Origin of the sequence: Nostoc sp. NZL (genome assembly GCF_015714705.1) — a bacterium.
Classification (GTDB): Bacteria; Cyanobacteriota; Cyanobacteriia; order Cyanobacteriales; family Nostocaceae; genus Nostoc; species Nostoc foliaceum_A.
Window position 1 is genome coordinate 1 of record NZ_WBKL01000115.1, and the last position, 23,843, is coordinate 23,843.

Annotated in this window: 20 protein-coding genes, 1 other RNA gene and 1 pseudogene; 9 read left to right on the forward strand and 13 right to left on the reverse strand. The window is 43.2% G+C overall.

The features are described from left to right. Window positions 1–110: 110 nt before the first annotated feature. The 4 genes from rnpB to groL form a co-directional block, all read right to left on the reverse strand. Window positions 111–538, reverse strand: an RNA gene (gene rnpB, locus F8R90_RS15440) — RNase P RNA component class A. A 45-nt stretch (window positions 539–583) separates the two neighbouring features. Beyond that, entirely contained in the window at window positions 584–1,279 is a 696-nt protein-coding gene (locus tag F8R90_RS15445) for a hypothetical protein (RefSeq protein WP_190892347.1), read from the reverse strand. Between the two features lie 64 nt (window positions 1,280–1,343). After that, window positions 1,344–2,486 carry a magnesium/cobalt transporter CorA gene (gene corA / locus F8R90_RS15450; RefSeq protein WP_196511467.1) on the reverse strand — a complete coding sequence of 381 codons (1,143 nt, stop codon included), beginning with the start codon at window positions 2,484–2,486 and terminating at the stop codon, window positions 1,344–1,346. A 430-nt stretch (window positions 2,487–2,916) separates the two neighbouring features. After that, window positions 2,917–4,590 carry a chaperonin GroEL gene (gene groL / locus F8R90_RS15455; protein WP_196511468.1) on the reverse strand — a complete coding sequence of 558 codons (1,674 nt, stop codon included), beginning with the start codon at window positions 4,588–4,590 and terminating at the stop codon, window positions 2,917–2,919. Window positions 4,591–4,748: 158 nt separating this feature from the next. On the opposite strand from groL, the gene F8R90_RS15460 reads away from it, so the two are divergent. Continuing rightward, complete coding sequence (locus tag F8R90_RS15460; RefSeq protein WP_190892352.1) at window positions 4,749–5,831, forward strand: MraY family glycosyltransferase; 1,083 nt, start codon at window positions 4,749–4,751, stop codon at window positions 5,829–5,831. A 259-nt stretch (window positions 5,832–6,090) separates the two neighbouring features. Here the strand turns inward: F8R90_RS15460 and fabG are convergent, their stop codons facing one another. Next, window positions 6,091–6,837 (reverse strand): 3-oxoacyl-[acyl-carrier-protein] reductase, encoded by a 747-nt coding sequence (fabG, locus tag F8R90_RS15465; protein ID WP_190892354.1) that lies wholly within the window; start codon window positions 6,835–6,837, stop codon window positions 6,091–6,093. Between the two features lie 591 nt (window positions 6,838–7,428). Here fabG and trxA point away from each other — a divergent pair. The 4 genes from trxA to F8R90_RS15485 all read left to right on the forward strand — a co-directional run bounded on the left by trxA (window position 7,429) and on the right by F8R90_RS15485 (window position 10,219). Next, window positions 7,429–7,746 carry a thioredoxin gene (gene trxA / locus F8R90_RS15470; RefSeq protein WP_190892356.1) on the forward strand — a complete coding sequence of 106 codons (318 nt, stop codon included), beginning with the start codon at window positions 7,429–7,431 and terminating at the stop codon, window positions 7,744–7,746. A gap of 214 nt (window positions 7,747–7,960) precedes the next feature. Further along, window positions 7,961–8,125 carry a hypothetical protein gene (locus F8R90_RS15475; RefSeq protein WP_196511469.1) on the forward strand — a complete coding sequence of 55 codons (165 nt, stop codon included), beginning with the start codon at window positions 7,961–7,963 and terminating at the stop codon, window positions 8,123–8,125. A gap of 212 nt (window positions 8,126–8,337) precedes the next feature. Further along, a complete protein-coding gene (locus F8R90_RS15480; RefSeq protein ID WP_196511470.1) occupies window positions 8,338–9,267 on the forward strand; it encodes a hypothetical protein in 930 nt (309 codons plus the stop codon). 19 nt (window positions 9,268–9,286) lie between these two features. Then, a complete protein-coding gene (locus tag F8R90_RS15485) occupies window positions 9,287–10,219 on the forward strand; it encodes a GUN4 domain-containing protein (protein ID WP_196511471.1) in 933 nt (310 codons plus the stop codon). On the opposite strand, the gene F8R90_RS15490 is transcribed toward F8R90_RS15485, so the two are convergent. From F8R90_RS15490 to F8R90_RS15510, 5 genes and pseudogenes are all read right to left on the reverse strand, one after another. Further along, window positions 10,208–10,588: a hypothetical protein gene (locus tag F8R90_RS15490; protein WP_230966340.1), complete on the reverse strand. Its 381-nt coding sequence runs from the start codon at window positions 10,586–10,588 to the stop codon at window positions 10,208–10,210. The genes F8R90_RS15485 and F8R90_RS15490 overlap by 12 nt on opposite strands. A 206-nt stretch (window positions 10,589–10,794) precedes the next feature. After that, complete coding sequence (locus F8R90_RS15495; protein WP_196511472.1) at window positions 10,795–11,553, reverse strand: isoprenyl transferase; 759 nt, start codon at window positions 11,551–11,553, stop codon at window positions 10,795–10,797. 17 nt (window positions 11,554–11,570) lie between these two features. Next, window positions 11,571–12,530 (reverse strand): annotated as a pseudogene (locus F8R90_RS15500) (ferritin-like domain-containing protein). A 205-nt stretch (window positions 12,531–12,735) separates the two neighbouring features. Continuing rightward, window positions 12,736–12,894: an element excision factor XisH family protein gene (locus F8R90_RS33860; protein WP_196511522.1), complete on the reverse strand. Its 159-nt coding sequence runs from the start codon at window positions 12,892–12,894 to the stop codon at window positions 12,736–12,738. A 71-nt stretch (window positions 12,895–12,965) separates the two neighbouring features. After that, the gene (locus F8R90_RS15510) at window positions 12,966–14,222 is read right to left on the reverse strand and encodes an alkaline phosphatase PhoX (protein WP_196511473.1); all 1,257 of its coding nucleotides are present in this window, start codon (window positions 14,220–14,222) and stop codon (window positions 12,966–12,968) included. 239 nt (window positions 14,223–14,461) lie between these two features. On the opposite strand from F8R90_RS15510, the gene F8R90_RS15515 reads away from it, so the two are divergent. After that, window positions 14,462–14,860, forward strand: a complete 399-nt coding sequence (locus F8R90_RS15515) for a hypothetical protein (RefSeq protein ID WP_196511474.1) — start codon at window positions 14,462–14,464, stop codon at window positions 14,858–14,860. A gap of 345 nt (window positions 14,861–15,205) precedes the next feature. Continuing rightward, window positions 15,206–17,611 (forward strand): tetratricopeptide repeat protein, encoded by a 2,406-nt coding sequence (locus F8R90_RS15520; RefSeq protein WP_196511475.1) that lies wholly within the window; start codon window positions 15,206–15,208, stop codon window positions 17,609–17,611. Here F8R90_RS15520 and F8R90_RS15525 read toward each other — a convergent pair. From F8R90_RS15525 to F8R90_RS15535, 3 genes are all read right to left on the reverse strand, one after another. After that, window positions 17,578–18,192, reverse strand: a complete 615-nt coding sequence (locus tag F8R90_RS15525; protein WP_196511476.1) for a HEAT repeat domain-containing protein — start codon at window positions 18,190–18,192, stop codon at window positions 17,578–17,580. The two genes, F8R90_RS15520 and F8R90_RS15525, sit on opposite strands and share 34 nt — an antisense overlap. Window positions 18,193–18,254: 62 nt before the next feature. Beyond that, complete coding sequence (locus F8R90_RS15530; RefSeq protein WP_196511477.1) at window positions 18,255–20,249, reverse strand: eCIS core domain-containing protein; 1,995 nt, start codon at window positions 20,247–20,249, stop codon at window positions 18,255–18,257. A 206-nt stretch (window positions 20,250–20,455) separates the two neighbouring features. Continuing rightward, the gene (locus tag F8R90_RS15535) at window positions 20,456–22,243 is read right to left on the reverse strand and encodes a hypothetical protein (RefSeq protein WP_196511478.1); all 1,788 of its coding nucleotides are present in this window, start codon (window positions 22,241–22,243) and stop codon (window positions 20,456–20,458) included. A gap of 73 nt (window positions 22,244–22,316) precedes the next feature. Between F8R90_RS15535 and F8R90_RS15540 the strand changes: the two genes are divergently transcribed. Further along, on the forward strand, window positions 22,317–22,616 hold the full coding sequence (locus F8R90_RS15540) for a hypothetical protein (protein WP_196511479.1): 300 nt from the start codon (window positions 22,317–22,319) through the stop codon (window positions 22,614–22,616). 520 nt (window positions 22,617–23,136) lie between these two features. Beyond that, window positions 23,137–23,793 (forward strand): DUF2301 domain-containing membrane protein, encoded by a 657-nt coding sequence (locus tag F8R90_RS15545; protein ID WP_196511480.1) that lies wholly within the window; start codon window positions 23,137–23,139, stop codon window positions 23,791–23,793. Window positions 23,794–23,843 lie beyond the last annotated feature (50 nt).

The following is a 23,843-nucleotide window of genomic DNA, read 5'->3' on the forward strand; positions in this document are numbered from 1 at the left end:
AGGGGGCAGGGGGCAGGGGAAAAATACTAACTTCTGACTCCGAACTCTTAACTCCTGTACAGACGCGATTAATTGCGTCTCCTAACTCAGCACTCAGCACTAAAAAAGGGGGAGAGAGCAGGACATAAGCCGGGTTCTGTTCTCTTGTGAGGGCAGTTATCTATCTGGGACGCCTGTTACCAGACGCCTCAAGCGGCTCTCGTTGAGCGGAACTGGTAAAAGACCAACCGTAGTTCCTATCGCCTTGCTCCCAACCGGGGTTTACCGAGCCAGTACCTCTCGATACTGCTGGTGCGCTCTTACCGCACCTTTGCACCCTTACCAGATCAATTAAAAATGTAAAATTAAAAATTAAAAATTGATTGCTCATTTTACATTTTTAATTTTTAATTTTTAATTGTCCTGGCGGTATCTTTCTGTGGCACTATCCTCACGATCGCTCGCACTGGACGTTATCCAGCAAGTTTGGTCTTTCGGGAGTCCGGACTTTCCTCAAACCAGTAACTATGACTGATCTGCAACCGCCTGCGCCTACTCTCTCCTTAGATCCAGTTTACTGTTGACGTAGCATGTTGACATGGCATTACTTTTTTTTATTCCAAGGTAGAGCGTAAGTCCAAGGTAGTTTCCTAATTGTGAAAGGACAATTGATAATGCTAATGGGAGGAAAATCACGACCTGGGGCTAGACCTAAACGCACCTCAGATATCCGTAGCACCAGTTGTAAGGAAAAGTCCAACTCCTTTCTTCTGTTAATAAAGTCGTTGTACAACTTTTTTTGCCCTTTTTGTAGCCCATTGATATCAATTAGTGGTTTTTTTGCTGAATAGGTTCCAGCGACTTGATCGCGCTCGAAAACATCTTCTGCTGTTACCGTTTCAGAAAGTGTTTTCTTGGGGGCAATTAGGCTAGGACTTTGGGGTACTGCTAAGTCGCGGGTTAAGTCTGGTGATTTCCGAATTACGCGGCGCGATTGCTTGCTATGTTCAACTACTAGAGAACTGTTGTCCCAGTCAACGTATACAGCAACATTATCAGATTTATTTTCAATGCTAATTCCTAAATCTTTCAAATCGTCAATTGGGTATGAAGATTTGAGTTTAAAGGAAATCCCAATTTTATCGTCGAGATTTTGTTCTTTGAGTTGTTCGTCAACGATTCCTTTTTTAAACTCAAATTTAATTTGGTCATCTATGGATTCAACCATGCGGTTAAAAACGTAGGAAATACCGATAATATAAATCGTCAAAACTACTAAATTCTGGTCGCTACTCCTCATAACTCAGAATCTTAACTCCCGGTGCTAATGAATATATATTTGACCCACCGTCCATCTACAATCTTTAATTACGCTTGATTGTTACAGAATTTTGTAGCCAGCCCCGTCGCCAAAAAAAGAATAGCAAACCAAGTGCGATCGCTCCCATCACTGCCAAGCTAATTGGGTAGCCCCAATACCAATTCAACTCAGGCATATTATATGGCGATTTTTCAGTATTGAAATTCATACCATATATTCCTGCAACAAAAGTTAGTGGGATAAAAATTGATGAAACCACCGTTAGCACCTTCATGATTTCATTCATTTTGTTGCTCACTGCCGAAAGGTACACATCCATTAATCCAGATGCTAGCTCTCGATAAGTTTCCACCATATCCATCACTTGCACTGTATGGTCATAACAATCTCGCAGGTAGATTCGTACCTCTTCGCCAATCAGTTCGCTACCATCTCGAATTAAAGAATTAATTGCATCTCGCTGGGGCCAGATAGCACGACGCAGTTGCAGTAATTCTCGCCTAATTTTATAAATATTTTGTAGTGTTTGTGGGGTAGGTTTAACTATTACTTCCTCCTCTAACTCTTCGATTCGCTCCCCATAAAGCTCCAGTACTGGGAAAAAGCCATCAATAATTGCATCTAACACGGCGTAAGCTAAATAATCCGCTCCCTGTTTACGGATGATTCCTTTGTTTTTTTCAATCCGCGATCGCACCGCTTCAAAGCAATCATGTTCTGGTTCTTCTTGTACTGTCAACAAATAATTTTTCCCTAAGATCAAACTCACTTGTTCGCTGTGAAAACCACAAGTTCTTTCCTTTGGTACTACCATGCGAGCAATGAATAGCAATTGGTCTTCATAATCCTCTGTTTTAGGACGCTCCGGTACATTAACTATATCTTCTAAAACTAGAGGATGTAACTCAAAAACGTTACCCAATCGTTGTAATATGTCTTGACTGCCTAAACCTTGTACGTCTACCCAAGAAATTGATTCGCTATCAAGATATGGGATACATTCTTCTGGAGTTACTATTTGTTTATGGATGAAATTGGTTTGATTATAGTCAATCAAGAAAATTATCGGTGGTGGAGCATCTGCATCAATAAAAATGGTTCCAGGTATAGTCCCTGGTTGGTGATAGAACTCATCTTCATATGGTCTATTTACTACTTTGGGAAGGCGACGCAGTTTTCGTGCCATGCAATATTACCTAATAGTTATTAGTTATTAGTTATTAGTCATTGAGTAAAAATAATTGACTCGTAGCAACTGATAACTTACACACAATTTTACAAAAATTAATACAAAGAGGGCAATTTCTAGATTAAGCAATTATTTAGGTTGCTAATTTGGTCATCAACATTTTTTTGGTAGTTAGTTGTACTCATAACTAAGCACTGAAAAGTTTCATAATTACAGCTATTTTCAGTTGTAAGGGCAAAGCAATGCTGTACCCCGACAATACGTGTGCTTTAAATAGATGAAAACTGCTGTAAGTTTATTTGTGTTCAGTGAGTTACCAGCAATACAGATAACATATTGCTTCTGAATCAGCAATGGTCAGTATAAAAAAACAGTTTGCCTTGGCAAGACAAACTGCTTAAAAAATATTTATCTGGGTGAGCAGAAGTTAGAACATGCCCATGCCGCCCATGCCGCCCATGCCACCCATGCCGCCCATACCGCCCATACCGCCCATATCAGGGGCAGCAGCGGCGGATTTCTTCTCCGGCTTTTCAACAACGATCGCTTCGGTGGTTAAGACCAAACCAGCAATGGAACCAGCGTTTTGCAAAGCTGAACGCACGACTTTGGCAGGGTCGATAATCCCGGCAGCGATCAAGTCTTCAAATTCTCCGGTAGCAGCGTTGTAGCCAATGTTGAAGTCGCTATCTCGGACTTTTGAGACGATAACAGAACCTTCTGCACCAGCGTTATCTGCTATTTGACGCAAGGGAGCTTCTAGCGCTCGTTGGACTATATCAGCCCCAATTTTTTCTTCTTCGTTTTCTAAGCTGTTTTTAATCGCTTCTACCGTCTTAGCTAAGTGAATTAAGGTCGTTCCACCACCAGGAACAATACCTTCTTCCACGGCGGCTTTAGTAGCGTTCAGCGCGTCTTCAATCCGCAGTTTACGGTCTTTGAGTTCGGTTTCGGTTGCCGCACCCACTTTAATCACTGCCACACCGCCAGCGAGTTTGGCGATGCGTTCTTGCAGTTTTTCTTGATCGTACTCAGAATCGGTTTCTTCCAACTGCCTGCGAATTTGAGCAATCCGCTTTTGTACTTCTGGCTTAGTGACACTGCCAGCTACAATGGTGGTGCTTTCTTTGTCAATAGTGATTTTGCGAGCAGTTCCCAGCGCTTCTAGAGAAGCGGTATCCAAGCTTAAGCCAATTTCTTCAGAAATCAACTGTCCATCGGTGAGAATAGCAATATCTTCTAACAAAGCTTTGCGGCGATCGCCAAAGCCAGGCGCTTTAATTGCAGCCACAGCAAGTACACCCCGCGCTTTGTTCACTACCAAAGTTGCCAAAGCATCACCTTCGACATCTTCCGCGATGATCAGCAAGGGCTGACCAGAACGGGCGACTTTTTCCAACACTGGTACTAAATCTTGGATGCTGCTGATTTTTTTGTCAGTAACCAAGATGCGGGCGTTTTCAAATTCGACTATTTGCCGCTCGTTGTTGGTGACGAAGTAGGGTGAAATGTAACCCCTGTCAATCTGCATCCCCTCAACTACTTCTAGTTCTGTGGTGAGGGATTTAGATTCTTCAACGGTAATGACACCATCTTTGGTGACTTTTTCCATTGCTTGGGCTAACATTTGGCCAACTTCTTCATCGTTACCAGCAGAGACAGTTGCAACTTGAGCGATCGCACTTCCTTCTACTGGCTTGGCTACCCTGGCAATTTCTTTTACCAGTGCCTCAATAGTTTTGTCGATCCCGCGTCTCAAGCTAACCGGGTTACTACCTGCCGCGACGTTCTTCAAACCTTCCCGAATCAAGGCCTGTGCTAAAACTGTGGCAGTGGTTGTACCATCCCCAGCGACATCTTTAGTTTTTGAGGCCACTTCCTGGATGAGTCTTGCACCAGTATTTTCCAAAGGATCTTCTAATTCAATTTCCTTGGCAACAGTGATACCATCGTTGACAATTTGAGGTGCGCCAAATTTTTTCTCTAAAAGGACATTGCGACCTTTGGGCCCCAAGGTGATTTTTACGGCATCGGCAAGGGCGTTAACACCCCTTTCTAGAGCTCGCCGCGATTCCTCGTCAAATGCAATAATTTTCGCCATGTTTTATTTCTCTAGCGCTTCCATTAGACAATTTAGCACTCACAGAGCAAGAGTGCTAATCTTCCAAGCGGCTCAAGTTACAAATGGAAATAAAAAAAATTGATTAATATACAGGTGATGCTCATATTAGATACAGGCAGTAATGCTTGAATTGGGAGATGAATCTAGACAACTCCCTTAAGTTCCTTGGTATTGCCGACCCTAGCGGCACCGGCTGGTTGGCGGTAGTATTTACGTTTCTCTTGGCTTGGCTTGTAACGTGGCGTTTAATTCCGACAGTACGCAAATTCGCCTTGCGGGTAGGTTGGGCGGACCAACCCAACGCACGACGGCTCAATCGAGAACCTTTGCCCAATGCAGGGGGGCTAGCTATCTACGCAGGTGTGATTGCCGCGCTGGTATTAGCTAGCCTCTTACGACCTATCGAACTGCAAAATGTACTGGCTCAGGTGCTCACTATTCTGTTGGGGGGTTCGATATTAGTCCTTGTGGGCTTTATCGACGATCAGTTCGGCTTACCGCCCTCTGTTCGATTGTGGGCGCAAATTGTTACGGCACTGTTGCTAGTAGCTAATGGCATTAGTGTCCAAGTTATGTTTGGTACACCCATTGACTCGCTCCTGTCCATGTCGCTAACCGTGCTATGGGTGGTAGGAATTACCAACGCCATCAACTTGATGGATGGTATGGATGGCTTGGCAGGAGGAATCAGCTTTATTACCGCCATGAGTTTGTTGGGGGTTGCAGCCCAATTTAACAATCGTGCAGCGGCAATCTTGGTACTTGCAGCCTTGGGGGGTGCAGCACTAGGCTTTTTGCGCCATAACTTCCATCCATCACGGATTATTATGGGTGATGCCGGAGCATACTTTTTCGGCTATGTGCTGGCAGCAACTAGTATTTTAGGCAAACTGCAACAAAACACAGTTTATGCACTAATTCCCACGGTTTTATTTCTGTTGTTACCAGTGCTAGACACCACTCAAGTATTTGTGCGGCGGCTACTAGCAGGAAATAACCCTCTCAGTACTCCAGGGAAAGATCACCTGCATCACCGCTTACTTGCCTGGGGACTCTCCCAGCGCCATGCTGCGTTCACGCTTTGGTCAATTACCTTAGTTTTCAACTTGCTGGCAATGAGAATACAAGGCATGAGTTTGGCTGTGATGCTGGCTACCGCCAGTAGCATTATCCTTCTTTTGGGTTTTACTGTTTGGCAAAGGATACGCCAACAGCCTTAGTTGCTTGTAGGGTGAGCATTGCAATGCTAGCCCTACTATGGATTATTCTCTGTATGGCAGCGATATTTATGACGGGCTATTCGGTCATACACAATTGTGCCTTGATCTAATTTTAGATTTTAAATTTTGGATTTTAGATTGAAAATTCAATTGCCCTGAGTTCGCGCAGGTGCACTTTGCTTGTGTCGTTGCAACTTCAGTCGCCAGATAAAATCGGTGCGTTACACCGAAGGCTAACGCACGCTACGAAAATTACTATTTAGGCCATCACCATGCCACCATCGACGTTAAAGACTTGTCCGGTGATGTAGTTGGCGGCGGGATCGGCAGCGAGGAAACGCACCATCCCAGCGACTTCTTCGGGCTGACCGAAGCGACCGAGGGGGATGTATTTCAGAATATCTTCGGGGTTGTTGAGATCGCTGGTCATGTCGGTGGTGATGAATCCAGGCGCGACGGCGTTAACGGTGATACCGCGTGTAGCTAGTTCTTTGGCAACGCTTTTGGTGAATCCGATTACACCTGCTTTGGCGGCGCTGTAATTAGACTGACCTGGGTTGCCCATTTGCCCAGCAACGGAGGTAATGTTGATGATCCGTCCCGATCGCTGCTTCAGCATGATTTTACTGACGGCGCGTGTACATAAGAAAACACCAGTTAAATTAAGGTCTATCACAGCTTGCCAATCTTCTGGCTTCAAACGCAAAAGCAGTGTGTCGCGCGTAATACCTGCGTTATTGACCAAAATATCCACGCGGCTAAACTTTTCCATGACGGCGTTAACTAGTGCGTCTACTTGATCGCTTTTAGAAACGTCAGCCTGGATAGCGATCGCCTGACCTCCCGCATTTGTAATTTCTGTAACAACTGCCTCAGCAGCTGCACTCGAACTGGCATAATTGACAACTGCGATCGCTCCCTGTGTGGCTAATTCAACTGCGATCGCTCGGCCAATTCCTCGTGATGCACCTGTGACAATTGCGACTTTATCTTGTAATAGTGTCATTTAATGTTCCTCAATCTTAGAAATACCGCGCTAATTATCTTAGGGTGATTTAGGGAACATCTGAATATTGTCTCGATCAAATATCTATAGTTATTTCTCTGTTATCTAGATGAATAACTTGAAGCAATACAAGTAAATCGGCGTAAATAATTGTCGCGGGGATAAGGCAAGAGGCAATAGTTATAAGGGTTAAAACCCTTGTTCATTTTTCTTCATATAGTTTGATTTTATTGTGCCAACTTACTTATTGTTGATTTAATTTATAGCTGGGATGCCGAGTAGCCTGTCGTCATCGCCCGACTGCATAGACTAGGAAGTGTTGCAGCTACAACCGTCGTAGACATTACTTTCGTGAATGCCCTGTATAGTTAGTTATTTGATTGGTCAGCATAAGTTTAAATACATATCTAATGCATATACACAAACGAGAATAATATATATATTTTATTATAATTATTTAAGATTTTTGTTTGTAAATCAATCTACATTGACTAATCTAATCCTTTCCCAACAAAAACCCATAAACCTATACCGATTTTATTTTCTAAGAATTACTATTGAAACAAACAATTGAAAATCGGTGTCTGTCACATGGCAACTAAAAAGCAATTTAACAGCTTTGAAGAGATGCTGTCTGCTTCTGATGTACCTGTATTAGTAGATTTTTACGCTGACTGGTGTGGCCCATGCCAAATGATGGTGCCAATTTTAGAGCAAGTCAATGCCCAACTCAAGGATCGCCTACGAATTGTCAAAATTGACACGGAAAAATACACTGATTTAGCCACGCAGTATAAAATTGCCTCTCTCCCAACCTTAGTACTGTTTAAGCAGGGTCAGCCTGTGGATCGGATAGAGGGAGTGATGCAAGCACCGCAGCTGGTTCAATATCTACAAACAAAGATTTAATACCATTAATAATTTGGATTTTAGCTGCCAGAGGCGCGAAAGATCGCGTCTTTTTTAGTGGGGCGCACAGCTAGCTGTAGCCCTACAAATCACCGAGTAAAATCTTAAGTAAATGTTAAGCATATCTACTTATACGTCTAGAGAAAGTAGTTTAGAAATTGAGGCGGCTATATTGTATAGATATAACAAAATATCTTGACAAGCAAAGCAATCTATGAGTAAGAAGCAGGAAAGGCCTGACAAATCCTATATTTGGGTAAATATTGATTTTGATAAAGTTCAACATAGAATAAATGCGGTGACTGGCCAGATTGAGCGGGTTATACAAAAGCACCAACTTTCAAATCAAGCTGGTAAATCAGGCAAAAGAAATAATTAGGTTATCTGTAGGGCGATGCCTACGATGGGCTTAGGGTTATTCACTTTGTTTTTAGTGTAGCGATTGATTGCACTAGTTTTGGACAACAGATTTTGGACAAAGCAACTATATTTTTGTAAAACACCAATATTATTCGATAATCGTCCACCGAATTTCTACTTATTTATTAGTAATTATTTTATCCTCGACACTCCTAAAAAGGAGTGTTATTTTTGGGAGGATATCTGCTTGCTAATTATGCTGTGAAAGGGTGTGAAGAAATGATGGGATGGCTATTTGGAAGCCTTGTTAAACAATTTGAAGGTGCAGCTAAAGAAGTTGTAAGAGAGAGTAGTAAAGAAATAGCTGACTTGTTTGATGACAAACTTTATCCTTTAGCCGACAAGCTTGATTATATAGCTCAAGAAAGCATTAATCATGCAATAGAAAGAACTGAGGAATTAGAAAGTAAGGTTAAAGCTGACATTGAATATCTGTTGAATACAGCAGATGAAAAAGTTAAATATAACCTGGAGAAAATAGATAAAATTCGTGAAAAAGCCCTCACGGAGACTATTAGTAAAACTAATTTTTATCTAGAAAACAGAATTAATCAAATGTCATTAGCTGTAATGCAGGCGATTAGCTTGTCTCAAAACAGCATTGAGCAGAGTTTGCAGAGAATAGAATATTTGGAAAATAAGTTATTTCAAGATGCTAATCAAATAGTTGATAAAATATCCAAACTCATAGATGGCAAACTTGAACTAATTCGGAATGAGTTAAAAAAATATTTAATTCACGGTTTACCCAGTCCTCTTGATAAATGTAGACAAAGGCTCAAAATAGCATGGAAGCCGGGTGGTCTATTTTCTGATATTGAGCTTTATGAGTTAAGCGAGTGCTATGAACTGAGTAAGCTAGATGAGAAAACATCTATTGACGAGGTATTAAAGATTTATGGACAATTACAACAAAATGCCGCTATGATGGCTGCTTTAGTAAGAAATTCTCCAGAATTGAAAAACCGAGCTATTAAAAACTGGATAAAATATGGTTTGCTTTGTAAATTTTGGCGTAGAATAATGAACAATTATGACTTTGAAAATAATTTCATATTAGAGTATAAGTCTTCACAAATATTTTTAATAGATAATCAATAAAATAAACAAACTTTTATTTATGTTCAAAGCAGGTAATGATAGCTGGAAAACACCATTAGGTTATTACGAAAAAGCAATTGAAGAACTCAGGCGTAGCCGTGAAGAGTTGCAGGATATGAAAGCAAATAATAATAATTTGCATAATATTGAATCAAATCTTGCAAGCTTTCAAACGGAAATAAAGGAATTAAAATCTGAGCTTCAGACTATGCAGGAACGATTGGCAAATACTGAAGAAACGGCAATAAAAGCTCAGATAAATTTAGCTGAGACTCAAAAAGCCTCACTAGCTGCTCAAGCTGAACTACAAGCTTTGAAAGAAATTATGACTGATGAACAAAAGTCGAATTATAGAATTATCGAAGAATTAGTTCAAATTAAAGAGCAAATATCTCAATTGCCATCTCAAGTTGTGGAGACAGATTCGCAAACATCAATTATTAAATCTTTATCAGATGTGCAGTTACATCTGTCTCAATTGGCAACAGAATTAACTCTTGTATCTCATACTTCTGGTATTGATTACAGAAAATTGCAGGAATTCCTAGCAGAACAAAAATGGCAGGAAGCTGATAAAGAAACCTACTGTACTATGCTCAAAATATGTGAGCGTGAAGAAGAAAGCTGGTTAGATGATGGAGAAATAAAAAGATTTCCTCGTCATGACCTTTATATTATTAATAAGCTCTGGGTTCAATATAGTGAAGGTAGATTCGGTTTTAGCGCCCAACAACGTATTTGGCAAGCCAAAAAAGATTGTAAGCGCTTTGCTTATAAAGTTGGATGGCTAGCAAGTCTTGCCAATAATGAATGGGTTAAATATGAAGAATATACTTTCAGTTTAGACGCACCTAAAGGACACTTTCCATCTATATCTCGGTTAGTGGGTTTAGATTCTACAAACCTTGGTGGGGTTCAGCATCGAGTAAAGATTTTTTTGTCACGATACTAGTACTTGACTACTAAAGATAGCCTGGTTCTCTGTAAGGATGTACAACGTATCGGCAGGATAAGCAATGAAATGGATGATGCTGGTTTCAGGCATGGGGCGATAGTTTGCCATTGCAAGGAGGGTATCGACCATACCACCAAAGCTTAAACCGTTTTCATCGGGTGCAAAGATTGGTTTTGTAAACAGAAAGCTTGCCCATAGATTCCTGTGGCTGAAAAGGTCAGTAATTACTTCTTCACCATCAAACTCATTGAACCGACGCTGCCAAACCAAGGCAGCAAAGAGTTCTTGGGGAGAATAGGATTTCGCAATCGATTGGATTTTGCCTAAATCAAGCATCACATTGACGGTAAGTAATATTTTTAACAAAACATTTGTAACTACCCTTGCAGTTTATTTACCCAGTGGCTGCTATTCTTATAGTTACTTCGGTCTGTCATAGCAGATAGATTATCCTCAATAATGTTTTAATTTATGAGCGCTCATATACCATCGTGGTAATGTGGGTGCTTTTACTTTATCGCTCATGGCAAAAATCCGGTTGAATTTTGAGGCGATGTCTGGTGTTTAATACACTAAGCTGACAGTGAAGCTTTAACTTGACCAAAACGGCGATCGCGACTTTGGTAGCTCAACAAAGCCTGATAAAATGCTTCTCTATTAAAATCTGGCCAAAGAATATCGGTGAAATACATCTCTGTATACGCCATTTGCCATAAGAGAAAATTACTCAATCGCATCTCACCACTGGTACGAATCAGCAAATCGGGTTCTGGAGTATCTGCTGTGTAGAGATGTTGTTCTACAAGACTTTCATTCACTTCTTGGGGACTGAGTTCGCCCTGTTGCACGAGTTGAGCGACTTGACGACAAACTCTGGTAATTTCGTTGCGGCTACCGTAGTTGACTGCAACAGTGAAGTGGATTGCTTGATTGTTCAACGTCTCTGTCATTGAACGTTCCATTTCCGTCTGTAGAGACTTGGGTAAAGCGGATAAATCTCCAATAAACGAGATTCGTACTCCTTCACGATGCATCTGAGCTAACTCGCGGTGTAGTAATCGCTCAAACAACAGCATCAGAAAATTCACTTCTTCAACGGGACGCTGCCAATTTTCTGTTGAGAAAGCATAGGCTGTCAACGCTTTAACTCCCCAATCCTTGCAGCAACGCAATAGTTCTTTGAGCGTTTTTGCTCCTTGGCGATGTCCGGCGATGCGCGGTAATCCTCGACTGTTTGCCCATCGTCCGTTACCATCCATGATCACGGCGATATGTTGGGGTATTTTTTGGGGGTTTAAATTGGTGGGTAAATTTGATTTGTTATTTGTCATTTGTCCTTTATTTTTAACTAATTTCTAATTTCAAATAAATCTTGCAAATACTCTGGTGTGAGGCTATTATTCCAACTCCACAAACGATGCATTGTGTAGGTGAAGGTGAAGAAGAGAGTTGTTTTGTTGGTTAATGACCAAGCATTCCAGTTGAGGGTAGCCATCATTCGGCGGAGAGTACGCATGAGGTTATTACGCTGATAGTTTTGCGTTAGCGAAGCTCACCGAAGGTATCGCGTTTTGATCAGCGTGCGTCCAATTCGCATCAACCCAGTATCAGGAAAAGCCCAGACTCCAAACCCCCAGAATTTGGTCATGTGGTTGATTTCATCCTGTGCTAGTTCCTCTAAAACATCCTGGAGTGCGCCAGTAGTGTGAGCCATCAACCAAATATAAAGACAGGTAGCACCGTATTCTGTGGCAATGCGGTGTAAACCGTGGCGATATAAGTCTTCGTAAGCGTCATCTGTAGGAAGATAGCTTCTAACAGTCCGAAGTTTTGGAGTAATTTTCTCGCCTGTTAATTGGGTGTAGATTTTGATTAATGCAGGTGTGTGCTGACGTTCTTCCTTTTCCCACAAACCAAGTTCTAGCAGTTCACCATCTTCACCGACAGTTCCACCAACAAACCGAGCCATTTGAGGATGCAATTTTTCCAAATACTGCCGACTTGTTTGGGTATAGCCGCGAATCGGAGCTTCTGTGTCCATCGCACCTATCAAGATAGATAAAAATACCTCTGCATCTAAGCCGATAATTTGATTGCGGTTAATCGTTTGCCAATCAATGGGTTTCCAGGGACGCGGTTGGGGATTAGCAAACTGTATCAGTAAATCTTCTAGACGGTCATGTAGTTTTTCGACTGTAATATATTTGTTTATGAGTGAATCAATGCGGCGCTGTGTTTGCGAGTAATGAGGACTGGAATAGCTTTGACCTGCTAAGTCTTCTGCGATTGGGCTGTTGTTCTTAAGCATATTTTTATACTTAAATTTTTATCTCTATGCCCAATAGCCTAAGCGATCGCACTTTGTTTTGTCAGTCGGCTGAAGTCGGCAGTTTTATGTGATGCAGTTGCAAAAGTCGGGGAAAAAGTCTTTAGTGTCGTTGTAGTAACCTGCAATTATAAATGCCTAAATCTGCAATCAAGGTATTTTCAAACCAGGATTAACGGACTCTTAATCAGCAACGCCAGACATACTGTCCCAGTACTTTTTCTAAATTTTTTACGTCAGACTGTCTGACAAAACTTTTCACTTCAACAACAATTCTTTGAAATCCCTTCTCGGCACTTATAAGGCGTTCTGCTCCCAAATCAGCCGATAAACTCTTTTTCCCGATTTGAAGTCACGATAAGAGCCTAGTCAGGGCGATCGCTCTCTCCCCTGACTAGGCTGAAACAGGACGTAGCGTTACCAGGGCCCCCAGATAGCAAAGGTTATTCCTGGACTCTGTGTGTTGACAAACATCGTCTGACCATCGGGAGAGAAGCAGACACCGGCGAACTCTGATGTGTTGAGGGCATTCTTAGCAAACTTATAAAGACTGCCACTAGGAGTAATGCCCAGAATGTAATCCGTTCCATCCCCATCTTCACAGAGGAAGATGTCCCGGTTGGGGAAAACCACAAGATTGTCTGGATTGTCTAGGACACTAGAATTGTTGGGTTCAATATAGAGTTCAACGCTATTATTAGCGGGCGAATAACGCCAAATCTGCCCATTTCCAGAACTACTACCACTCTTGCAGGTGAAGTAGACATAACCACCACCATAAAAGATGCCTTCCCCACCTGAAAACCTGGCGGCACCGCTGTTATACCCTGCTGTTCTGACAGTATCAGATGTGGGATCAGGATTGCTAATCTGTACCCAGTTCACTGTCCTAGGCGTATTTTTTGGGAAACCCGTAGCTGTGTTGATTCCAGACGACCCTATAATCCTTAAAGCGTATAGCGAGCCGCCAGCACTCAGGTTGTTGGTTTGGTTGGGAATGAAGCGGTAGAAAAGCCCATCACTCCGGTCTTCTGTCATGTAGATATACCCTGTGTTGGGGTCTACAGCAGCAGCCTCGTGATTAAAACGCCCCATAGCGGTTAGTGGGACGGGGGTGACAAAAGTATTTGCACTACTAGGAACTTCAAACACATAACCATGCTTCTTGCCGTTATTGGTTTCAAAAGTTTCCTCGCAGGTTAACCATGACCCTGAAGGCGTAGGGCCACCGGCACAGTTACGAATAGTTCCCGCTAGAACACCCCGATGTTCTACCAGGTTACGGGAAGAATTAACAACCAATTTAGTACAACCGCCCCTCCCATTTGTGTTGTATTTGCTGCCATTGGGAGCGCCCACACCATTGCCAGAAGTACCGAGTTCATGATTGCGAATTAGAATCGTATTGCCATTAGACCCGGCAAAAGCACCCATACCATCGTGACCACCCGGTACTAAGTAACCATCATTCATCGTTTGGCCTGTTTCGGACAGTCTGCGGTAAGTGAATCCTGATGGCAAATCTAATACTCCGTTGGGGTCGGTCACTAAATTGCCGTAGGGACCCGCAGCGATCGCAGGTTTAGCATAGAATGCTTGCAAAGGAGATAGAAGGACAGCACCTGTAGCAGATGCCCCTGCCAGGGTAAAAAACTGACGTCTCGATAGATTCAATGTATACTCCCTGATATTTTGGATGAGGCTTAATTTGTTGCAAATAGCTAGCCTCAATTATCTAGGAAGAGTAAGTTTTTCAAATTAATAAGAGGTTAAAAAAAGATTATTCAATGCATTGAAGTAATACAAATTTATAAACTTATCTCCTTAATGTTTTTTCTTCGGCAAGCGATTATTCGTATGTAATAAGTGAAGTTCCGATTCTATCGTTACAATTATGTAAAATTAATCCAAAAATGACAAAGCTACAAATTGGCTCTCCATCAGAAACAATAATAGACGCTCACAAATACTGGAACGCCACTGGTATTTATCTAGAAATAGGAGCAAGTTATAAGTTTGAAGTACAAGGAGAACAGTTTTGGTATGATGCCAAGATTAGAAGTGATGCAGACGGATATATAAAACCGTGGCTACGTTGGGCTGAGATGTTCCGCAGAAAACCAAACAATAACTGGTTTTCCCTAATTGGAAATATTGGTCAGTCTGGTGAACAAGAGTTCTTAATTGGAAAAAAATTGGAGGAACATAAAGCTACTTCAAGTGGGGAGTTGTTTTGTTATGCCAATGATGTTCCAATTATGTATTTTAACAATCGTGGAACTTTAATTTTGACTATTACAAGATTGAGCTAATTGACAAACGTATTAAAGAACTGGTGATGCTGAATTAAGTTTTTGGGCCGGTAAAGTAGCTTTTGCAAGAGGTCTACTGTGCGTAAGCGTTCGCGTAGCGACAAAAGTATGATCATCGCTCATACTGGCTTTTTCGTGGCACTTGGCAACTAAAACGAGACTTTAATACTTACCGTTGGAATAAACAGCAATCCTTTCAAGAACTTGCTGCTAAATTTTGAATAAAGTTTGTAAAAGTCGGGAAAAAAGTCGGATTTACAGAATCTTATCCGAAAACTCCCGCAACATAACTGTAGAGTGATTTATAGTTGTCCCTAAAATCTGAACTCCCCTCGTCGTTACACAATGGACGCTGAAGCAGCATTAGCATGGTTAGATGCCACAATTCCCCCGCAGACTGGGGAACGGTTGAGCGATTTGCAAAAAGTGATTCTTGTGCAAGTTTGGTTAGGTAGAAAATACTTAGATATCGCTCATTCTTACGGTTGTACGGAAGGACACGCCAAGGATGCTGGTTCTCAGTTATGGAAGCTGCTTTCTAAAGTTTTGCGGGAAAAAATTACCAAAAGTAATTGTCGCGCTACTTTAGAGCGAGTTCTGAGAAAAACTACTGCTATATCATCCAGTCTGATTGATTACTCGCGATCGCCACATCCCACCCCAAAATTAGAGGATACCAATTTTATTGGACGAACAACAGCGATCGCTCACCTGAATACTTTGGTAAATCAAGGATCGAAAGTGATTGTTATCCAAGGTGAAGGCGGTTTAGGGAAAACCACTCTAGCGCAGCAATATCTTCAAACTCAGGGGTTTGACTTGGTTTTAGAACTGCTGATGGCGAAGGAAACGCAGAATATCACCCCCGCAGAACGAGTAGTAGAGGAATGGCTCAAACAAGATTTTGATCAAGAACCTGGGGTAGAATTTGGCGTAACTTTGGGACGACTCAAGCGCCAACTCCACAATCGGCGGATTGGGGTGTTAATCGACAATCTAGAACCTGCATTGGATCAACAAGGTGGGTTAATTGCTTCCCATCGCAACTATGTAGAACTATTGCGGGTGTTGGCTGATGCTAGAGTACAATCTGTTACCTTGATTACTAGCCGCGATCGCCTTTGTGAACCTGGGCTAAATGTGAATCACTATCGGCTTCCTGGCTTAGATCAAAGCGCATGGCAACAGTTTTTTAGCAACCGTGGGTTAGTCATCAACTTGCCAACCTTGCAAATCATGCATCGCACCTATGGCGGTAATGCTAAAGCAATGGGAATTCTCTGCGGTTCAATTCAGGAGGATTTCGACGGCGACATGGCTCTTTATTGGCAAGAAAATCATGCCGATCCTTTAGCAGTAACCGACTTAAAAAATTTAGCGGTTAGTCAAATCAATCGTCTGCAAACCCTCGACCCCCAAGCTTATCGCTTACTTTGCCGTTTGGGATGTTATCGTTACCAAGATATACCGTCCATCCCATCACAAGGGTTGTTTTGTTTACTTTGGGATGTCCCACCTGCTGAACATCGCCAAATCATCGCCTCCTTGAGAAATCGGTCTTTGGTGGAGTGTGATAAGGGTGAATATTGGTTGCATCCCGTGATTCGGAAAGAAGCGATCGCGCGTTTACGCCCCAGCGATGAATGGGAAATTGCCAACCACAAAGCCGCAGAATTTTGGACAACTAGTGTTAAACAAATTGAAACCTTTAAAGATGCTTTGCAAGCTCTGGAAGCATATTATCATTATATAGAAATTAATGAGTTTGAGTTAGCAGGTAAGGTAGTTTTAAAAAGCAGAAATAACCAATGGCAGCAGTTTTTGCCTCTTGGTAGTACGTTGTATCGTATGGGTTTAATTCAACCGATACTTGCGGCAATTAATCAAGTTGTTAACAATCTTGAAAACGACCAAAATCTCAGCGAACTTTATAATATACTGGGTGATTTATATTGGATAACAGGTAAAATTAGTCAAGCGATCGCCTGTCAAGAAAAGACTATTGCTCTGGCAACGCAAACACTCAAATCACTTGTACCTCAGCCAGAAAATAAACATCCAGTTTACTATCTGAGGATGCTAGAGGTAGATTCTTTATTAAGTATTGGTCTTTACAAAATAGATTTGTGGGAACTAGAGGCAGCCACGAATTTATTTCAACAAGTAATTTACCTAGCCCAAAATACTGAGCATCATCGCTGGGCAGAGAAAGCATCAGTTTGTTTAGCTTTGGTGTATTCTTATTTAGGTTTGCGTGATGCCTCCTTTGCATTAGCAGATGTAGCTTATCAGAATATTACAAACGAAAAACTCGTAGAACAAACTGGGCGATTTGTCTATTTCATGCAAATTTTGGGTCAAACCTACGTCAATTTAGGAGATTTTTCCCAAGCAAATCAAATATTTCACCAAGCTTTGACCTTTGCTGAAGAAAGTCACTATATGCAGGTAAAAGCAAAAATACTCAATGGTTTAGCAGAAATTAATCGGCAACAAGCAGATGTTGAATTAGCCCTAGTTCATCATAGAGAAGCCATCGAACTTTTGGATAAAATAGGTGCTAAGTGTGATTTAGCTGAAGCTTATTTTCAATTGGGTTTAACTTATCAGAAGATGGTAAAGCCTGATGAAAGTCAAATGAATTTTAATAGAGCAATTCAGCTATTTACTGAAATCAAAGCTCCGAAGCAAGTTGAAAAAATTTTAACCTGTGCGGCTCAAAGCTGTGTTAACCATTCCTGCCATTGTTGAGCTGCTTTGTCTCGTTCTGACTCTGGCCCGGCGGGATCATAACTTCCCAAATTCTGCCACAACTGATTCCAGTCCTGCCCTTGGGGTAGTTTACTTACCACAGCCTTAACAATCAAAAAAGCTCGTTCACGAGTGAGGTCATTAGGTGCTTGCAAAAGAGGAATTACCAAAGGCAAAACTTCTTTTCCCCCTCGCATTAGAGGATACATCGAGGCTGTGTAAGGATTGTGCAGGATGTCAGGGTAATCATCAAGGGTGGTAACCAAAGCAGGTAATGAGCGTTTATCTCCTAATTGGTGTAAAGCAGTGGCAGCACGGGCACGCACTTCTGGATTAGTATCATGGGTGGCTTGGAACAAAGCATCGGCACTGGCAGGATCAGCAATTTCGCTCAGTCCTTCAGCTGCAAGACGACGGGTACGGGGGTTGGAATGAGTCAAGGCTTCCAACAAAATGGGGGTAGCTTGTTTGCCTAAACTGATCAATTCACCCAGAGCCAAACCGCTAGTGTCTTGATCTGTAGAGTAGAGCCGTACTTTGATCTGCTCCATAGGTGTGGCGGTAGCGTCTTGATTATTCATATACAAATTTCCTCCAATGACGAGTATCAAAACTGTCACGAATATTCCTGCCGTTCTCCAGATCACGGTGTCGCTCCTCCCGCTGCTGGTGCGGCTGGCACTGCTGCTGGCACATGCTCAAAGCTCAAAACGACCCGGCGATTGCCCCGACGATTTGCTTCTGTATCTTGGTTAGTAGTGGCATCAGGGGTAAAGTCTTCGGTTGATCCAGAGCCAATAGTGACAGCACTAATTTGAGCTTCAGCTACACCCTTAGCACGCAGGGCTGCTCCTACTGCCTGCGCTCTGCGTAAAGATAGCTCCAAGTTGTGCCGAGAAGCACCGCCGCGCCTGTCAGCGAAGCCTTCGGGAGTTACTTTTACATCAGGGAAGCGCCGCAGGTAATCTAAGAATGTATCAATCTTGCCTGTTTCGCTGGAACTCAGTTGGTCGCTGTCGAAATCAAAGTAAAAAATAACTGGTTCGTGTACGTAAAAATCTCGATGCTTATCCAAAGCCGCATCAAAAGTGGCGGATTGCCCATCCTGTACTGATGCATGTTCATTCTGAACCACGCCAGACCGGATCTGAAGTCCCCATTTGAGAGCACCATAAGTTGTCATCGTGTCTTCGCCCTTCGCCACTGTCTCGAAATCAAAATTGATATCAGGGTTGGCTGGGTTGATTGACGAGTACCCAGGTGCATCAGTTAGCTCTGCATCTTTAATATCAGTCGGGTCATCGGAACGTTTGTAACCAATAGTGGCTCCACCTGCACCACTGGAAGAAGGTCGGGAAAGTCCAGGAGTTGCGGGATTAGGTTGGGCTGGGTCGTTGCCAAAGGGGTACTGAGCAGGTAAAGCACTTCCTGCTGGGGCATTGGTTCCTACACCACCGTGGGCAGGTGCATCATTGTGCAGTGCGTCTGTGAAATATCCGCCTTCAACTCCCGTGGCAGCATCAGCAGTGGTACGGAGGCTAGCACCACGAGCAGCAGGCAAAGATTGAGGTTCCACATTACTAGTACCCGCAGCATTTGTCAGTCGCACAATCTGAATTAGTCCAATCTGGTTGGAGTAGGGAGCGGTAACAGAAGGGTGAAATCGGATCGTTATGGGTAGGTTTGACCCACCCGTTGTAGCATTCACTTGAAATGAACCGTGAGTAACGTCGTATGTGGGGTTAATTGCCCGTTGAATTAATTTTCTCTGGGCTGTACCTGTCTGCTGCACCACATGAGTCAGTTCATGGGCAGTCAATGCATCATTACCGGGTGATTTGCCTGCACCAAAGAAAATGTTTTGCTGGTGCGTAAATGCCTGGGCATTCAAATCTTGATTCATCTGCACCGCTTGAGTGCCTGTATGTACCCGCACTTGACTAAAATCGGTGCCAAAGCGGGGTTCCATAAAGGAGCGCACTGCATCTGGTAAAGGGCTTCCTCCACTTTCACTAGTGTTTAGCCGACTCTCAAAATTTTCCCCAGTCTGGAAGCTGTCATTGGTAGCGAGTTGTAGCGATCGCTTGGTTTGTAATTCTTCTGGTAAAATCTCTCTTTGGATAGGTGCATTAAAAAGTTTAGTTTGTAATTCCTCTTCTGGCATCGCCTCTCGTTGCACTAAGGGAGTTATCGCAGCTGCTAGAGGCTTAGTTTGCACTTGGTCTTGAGTCTGTTTATCCTGTAAACCTATTGGCTCTGGTTTAGCCATTCGCATAATCTTATTGGCAACTCGGTCGGCTTCCTGCTCATAATGGTCATCTGGCGCACCAACCGTGAGTTTTGTCTGCGGACGATGCAAGGATATGCGACTAATATCATGACTAAGAGGCTGTTGTTTGACAGCTTCTGGTTGCAAGAATTGCTCATCAACAGACTGCACTTCTTGAAGGTCAGTTGATGCCTCAGTTAGTCTTTGGATTGGAGGATTATTTGTTTGTAAACCAAAGCCACGCGTTGGAGAAGCCAGTGTGGGAATAGTTGATAAGGCAAGGGACGGATTTATAAAAGTTGATATACCTGTTTTCTGGTGCTGAACTATGCCTAGACGCCCAGGAGCTTGTCGTCCATCATTGCTCATGTCACCCTTCCTTCATTTATAGCGAAACCAAGGCATCTTATTAACACACATCATACAATTTGTCTAATTGCGATCGCTATCGACTTAGGTAGAAATTATCTAGCCTAGCCTTGAGGGATAGTTAACGTTTGTAACCACAGCTTAAGCTCTATTATTAAAATATCAAGAGCGATCGCAACGATGTGTTACACGGTTAGGCACTAGCGTTAGCGCTGCATAGTTAGACCCAACGAGTTCGATAGCACAGAGCGCATACCCTGTACCGTCTGACGCATCTGCTGTAGCTCCTCTATTGTCTGGTGAACAATCGGATTCGCGGCTCCCTGCCCACCGTATGCGCTGCCAGGTATCCGCCCCGCAGTGATGAAGTAGATTTGGTTCGGTGATGCTTTGTACACAAGCCCACCTGAGCGTCCAAAGTTGGCAAGCTGGAAGGTCTGATACGGGATGTAGTAGGTGACACCACCCTCACGCTGACCTGACTTCTGGTTGTGCCTGCCCTCGACGCGCTCTCGTGCTTGGGTAGCATGTCCGGCTGCCTCCTCTTCCGTTCGTCCCAATCCGATGGTGGTGTCGATTTGCACGGTGAGCACATCTACATCGCCCAGCAAACCTGCGATGATTGAGTAACCCTGTCCGCCTTTCTGACGGTCGGCAGCAGCGCCTAACTGGTCTAGCGAGTTGCGTAGTGTGTCGCGAGCCTGTAGATACTCTCTCATTTTGGCTTCAAGGATCTGTAGCGCGTTGAACATCGCCGTTTGCGCTCCGCGCAGTTGGGATACATTGACGCTGATCGCGGCCTCGCGAGTCTGGGCATTTGCCTGAGCGATCTGGGACTCAATCTGGTTGGTTTCCTCACGGTACCACTCTTGGCTGATTGCTGTGGCGATGGAATCCGGGCTAATGGTGCCCAATGCCTGCTGCCCCAGACTAGTCAACCCTTGACCCAAGGTATTACTGGCAGCCGCTGTTGCTGCTGTACCCATCCCTGCTACACCGCCGATTGCTGACAACACCTTTAGTCCGGTTGACAGTCGGCTCTGCATTGTCGAGACCCTGGCCGAGATGGCGCTCCGCTGGGCAGCTAATTCCGGGTTCGCCTCGCGTGGGATGATGCCGGAGTTAAGGTTACTCAATGCAGAATTCAGCTCGTGTACAGCTTGCCTCGCATTACCCTGAGCAGCATTGAAATCGTTGCCTTTCTGTATCAGGGTGTCGTGATTCTGCTGTACATCTAAACGCATTGTTTCAGCGTTGCCTCTGACTCCCCCTGCCGACTCCTGAGCACTTCTAGCACCAGTGGCCGCACCGACAATCTGCTCGGCACGGTAGGACGCTGACTGGTTAGGGTCTACGACCCCCATAGCTTCAAGGTGAATCATCTGCCCTTCAACGCGACCATAGTCTAATCGGACTTGCTGCAACTGTTGCTGAAAGGTCGAGAGCGTCCGGCCCTGCTCGCCGATATTGACAAGGTAGTCCGATAGCGCCGCGATCGCTGTTTCATTGGCGGAGATTTCGTCCCCGGAGACGGTACCAGTGCGCCCGCCATTCTGCATGTTCTGGCGGTACCCTTCGATCTCGGTCATTTTGCTTTGTGCAGCGCTTCCGTCTGAGATATTGTTGACCTGCATCGCTGGCGGTGGTTGCTGCTGCATCTGCTCACGTTGGTCTTGCTCACCAAAGTCGGCGAAATCCCGCAGGTCTTCGGCTTGATCGCGCTGGATACTATACCCCTTCTGCTGCACTACATGAGTTAACTCATTATTGCCTGGTGACTTCCCTGACCCAAAGTAAATATCACTTTGAGTCTGTTCTTTTGGTAAAATCTCCCGTTGCACAGCAGAATCAGGCATCGACATGACTTGATTTGCCATCATCTCAGCTTCTTGCTCATACTGGTCTCCTGGTTCTCCAACCGTGAGTTTTGCCTGTGGACGACGCAACGGTATGCTACTAATGTCGTGACTAAGGGGCTTTTCTTTGAGCGCCAAGGATTGCTCATCCGCAGATTGCGCCTCTTGAAGGTCTGGTGCTATCTCAGTTACTGTTTGGGGCACAGTAGTATTGATTTGTGAACCAAAGCCGCGGATTGGATTCGCTAGTGTTGGAGTATCTTGCGAGGCAAGGGAAGGATTCGTAAAAGTAGATGCGGCTGATTTCTTACGCCCAATTATGCGATCGCTCATCTCACTCTACCTTGGATTCACAAGGCGTGTTTTTGAAGCAAATTATACACTTTGTCTAATTGCGATCGCTATCGACTTAAGTGTAAATTATTTTGTTAAGCGATCGCACATCCTCATCCACAAAGAGCTATATCTGACAACAAACCGAGGAAGCGTCTACACTTTTGTAATTATTTAGATAAGTGCGATCACCCACGGTAGGCGCTTGCGCCATCGCTCATCTCATCTTCCTATATCAATTAAGTATGGGGTTATCTGATTGCTAAAATTTTATGTTCACTAAATTTAAAATTTGTCAATATCTACTGGCTACAACTAAAGTCTAATTTTAGAATCAAGTCCTCAGTTAAACTAGAGACTATACAAACCATTTCTAATTACTAGTAGACTGTGGCGGAAGTTTATCTACCTTTAACAAGGAAATTTTGCCTCTTGTTAGTATGGTTAATTGAGATGGTAGCTGGATTTACGCCGTGTTTTAATAGTTGTGATGTCTTTCGCTCTCCAAGGAAATCCGATCAAATGATAGAGATAATTCATCAGCTACAGTGTCTTTCAAGACAACCAATACTACAAAAATGGCTTAAGAGTTTAGGGATTGTGACACTAAGTTCGGCTGATTGCCCATAATAATAAAAGTAACCCTTCAGCAATTTCTCGTTGTACTCTATTAGTAAATCATAACTATATTTTTAACTATGACTACGCAAACACTACCTCCACCAGAAATTTATCAAGGCCAGTTTGGGGAATTTACAATTACTCCAAGCGATCGCACTGGCGTAATTATCTACCGCGCTGGGTTAATGGTAGCAGCACTAAGCTTTGCCATAGGCAGCGCTTTGGTTTTGCTCAACAATAACCAAGCTGTTTCTACCGCAATTACACCTCTATATACTTGTTTTAGTCTCGCTCTTGGTGTAAGTTTATTTACCATTCATATCTACATGGCATCGCTGCACCGAATGTTGCAAATTTTTTGGGCGATCGGTAGTATAGCATCAGTGATTCTGGCAATCTCTAGTAGTGAACCTTTGGCTTTCACTGTTTACAATCAGCCTCTTACCTTATTTGGAGTTGGTTTTATCTTCGTTGCTTTGACAGGTATTTATTTTAAAGAGGCTTTTTGCTTCAATCGCCTGGAAACCAAAGTATTAACCCTAATAGTACCGCTACTGTTGTTAGGACATTTGGTGGGAATTTTACCAACTCAGGTGGAAAGTATTTTATTAGGAATTTGGGCAACGTTGTTTTTAGTCTTTGCCCTGCGAAAGACAGTGCAAGTAATTCCTGCTGATATTGGAGATAAATCTGTCTTTACCTACTTGAAAGAACAACGTTTAGCTAAGGGTTAATGCAGACAAAAAAACGTCGGCGTCAAAAATTTCCAAAAATCAAACTAATA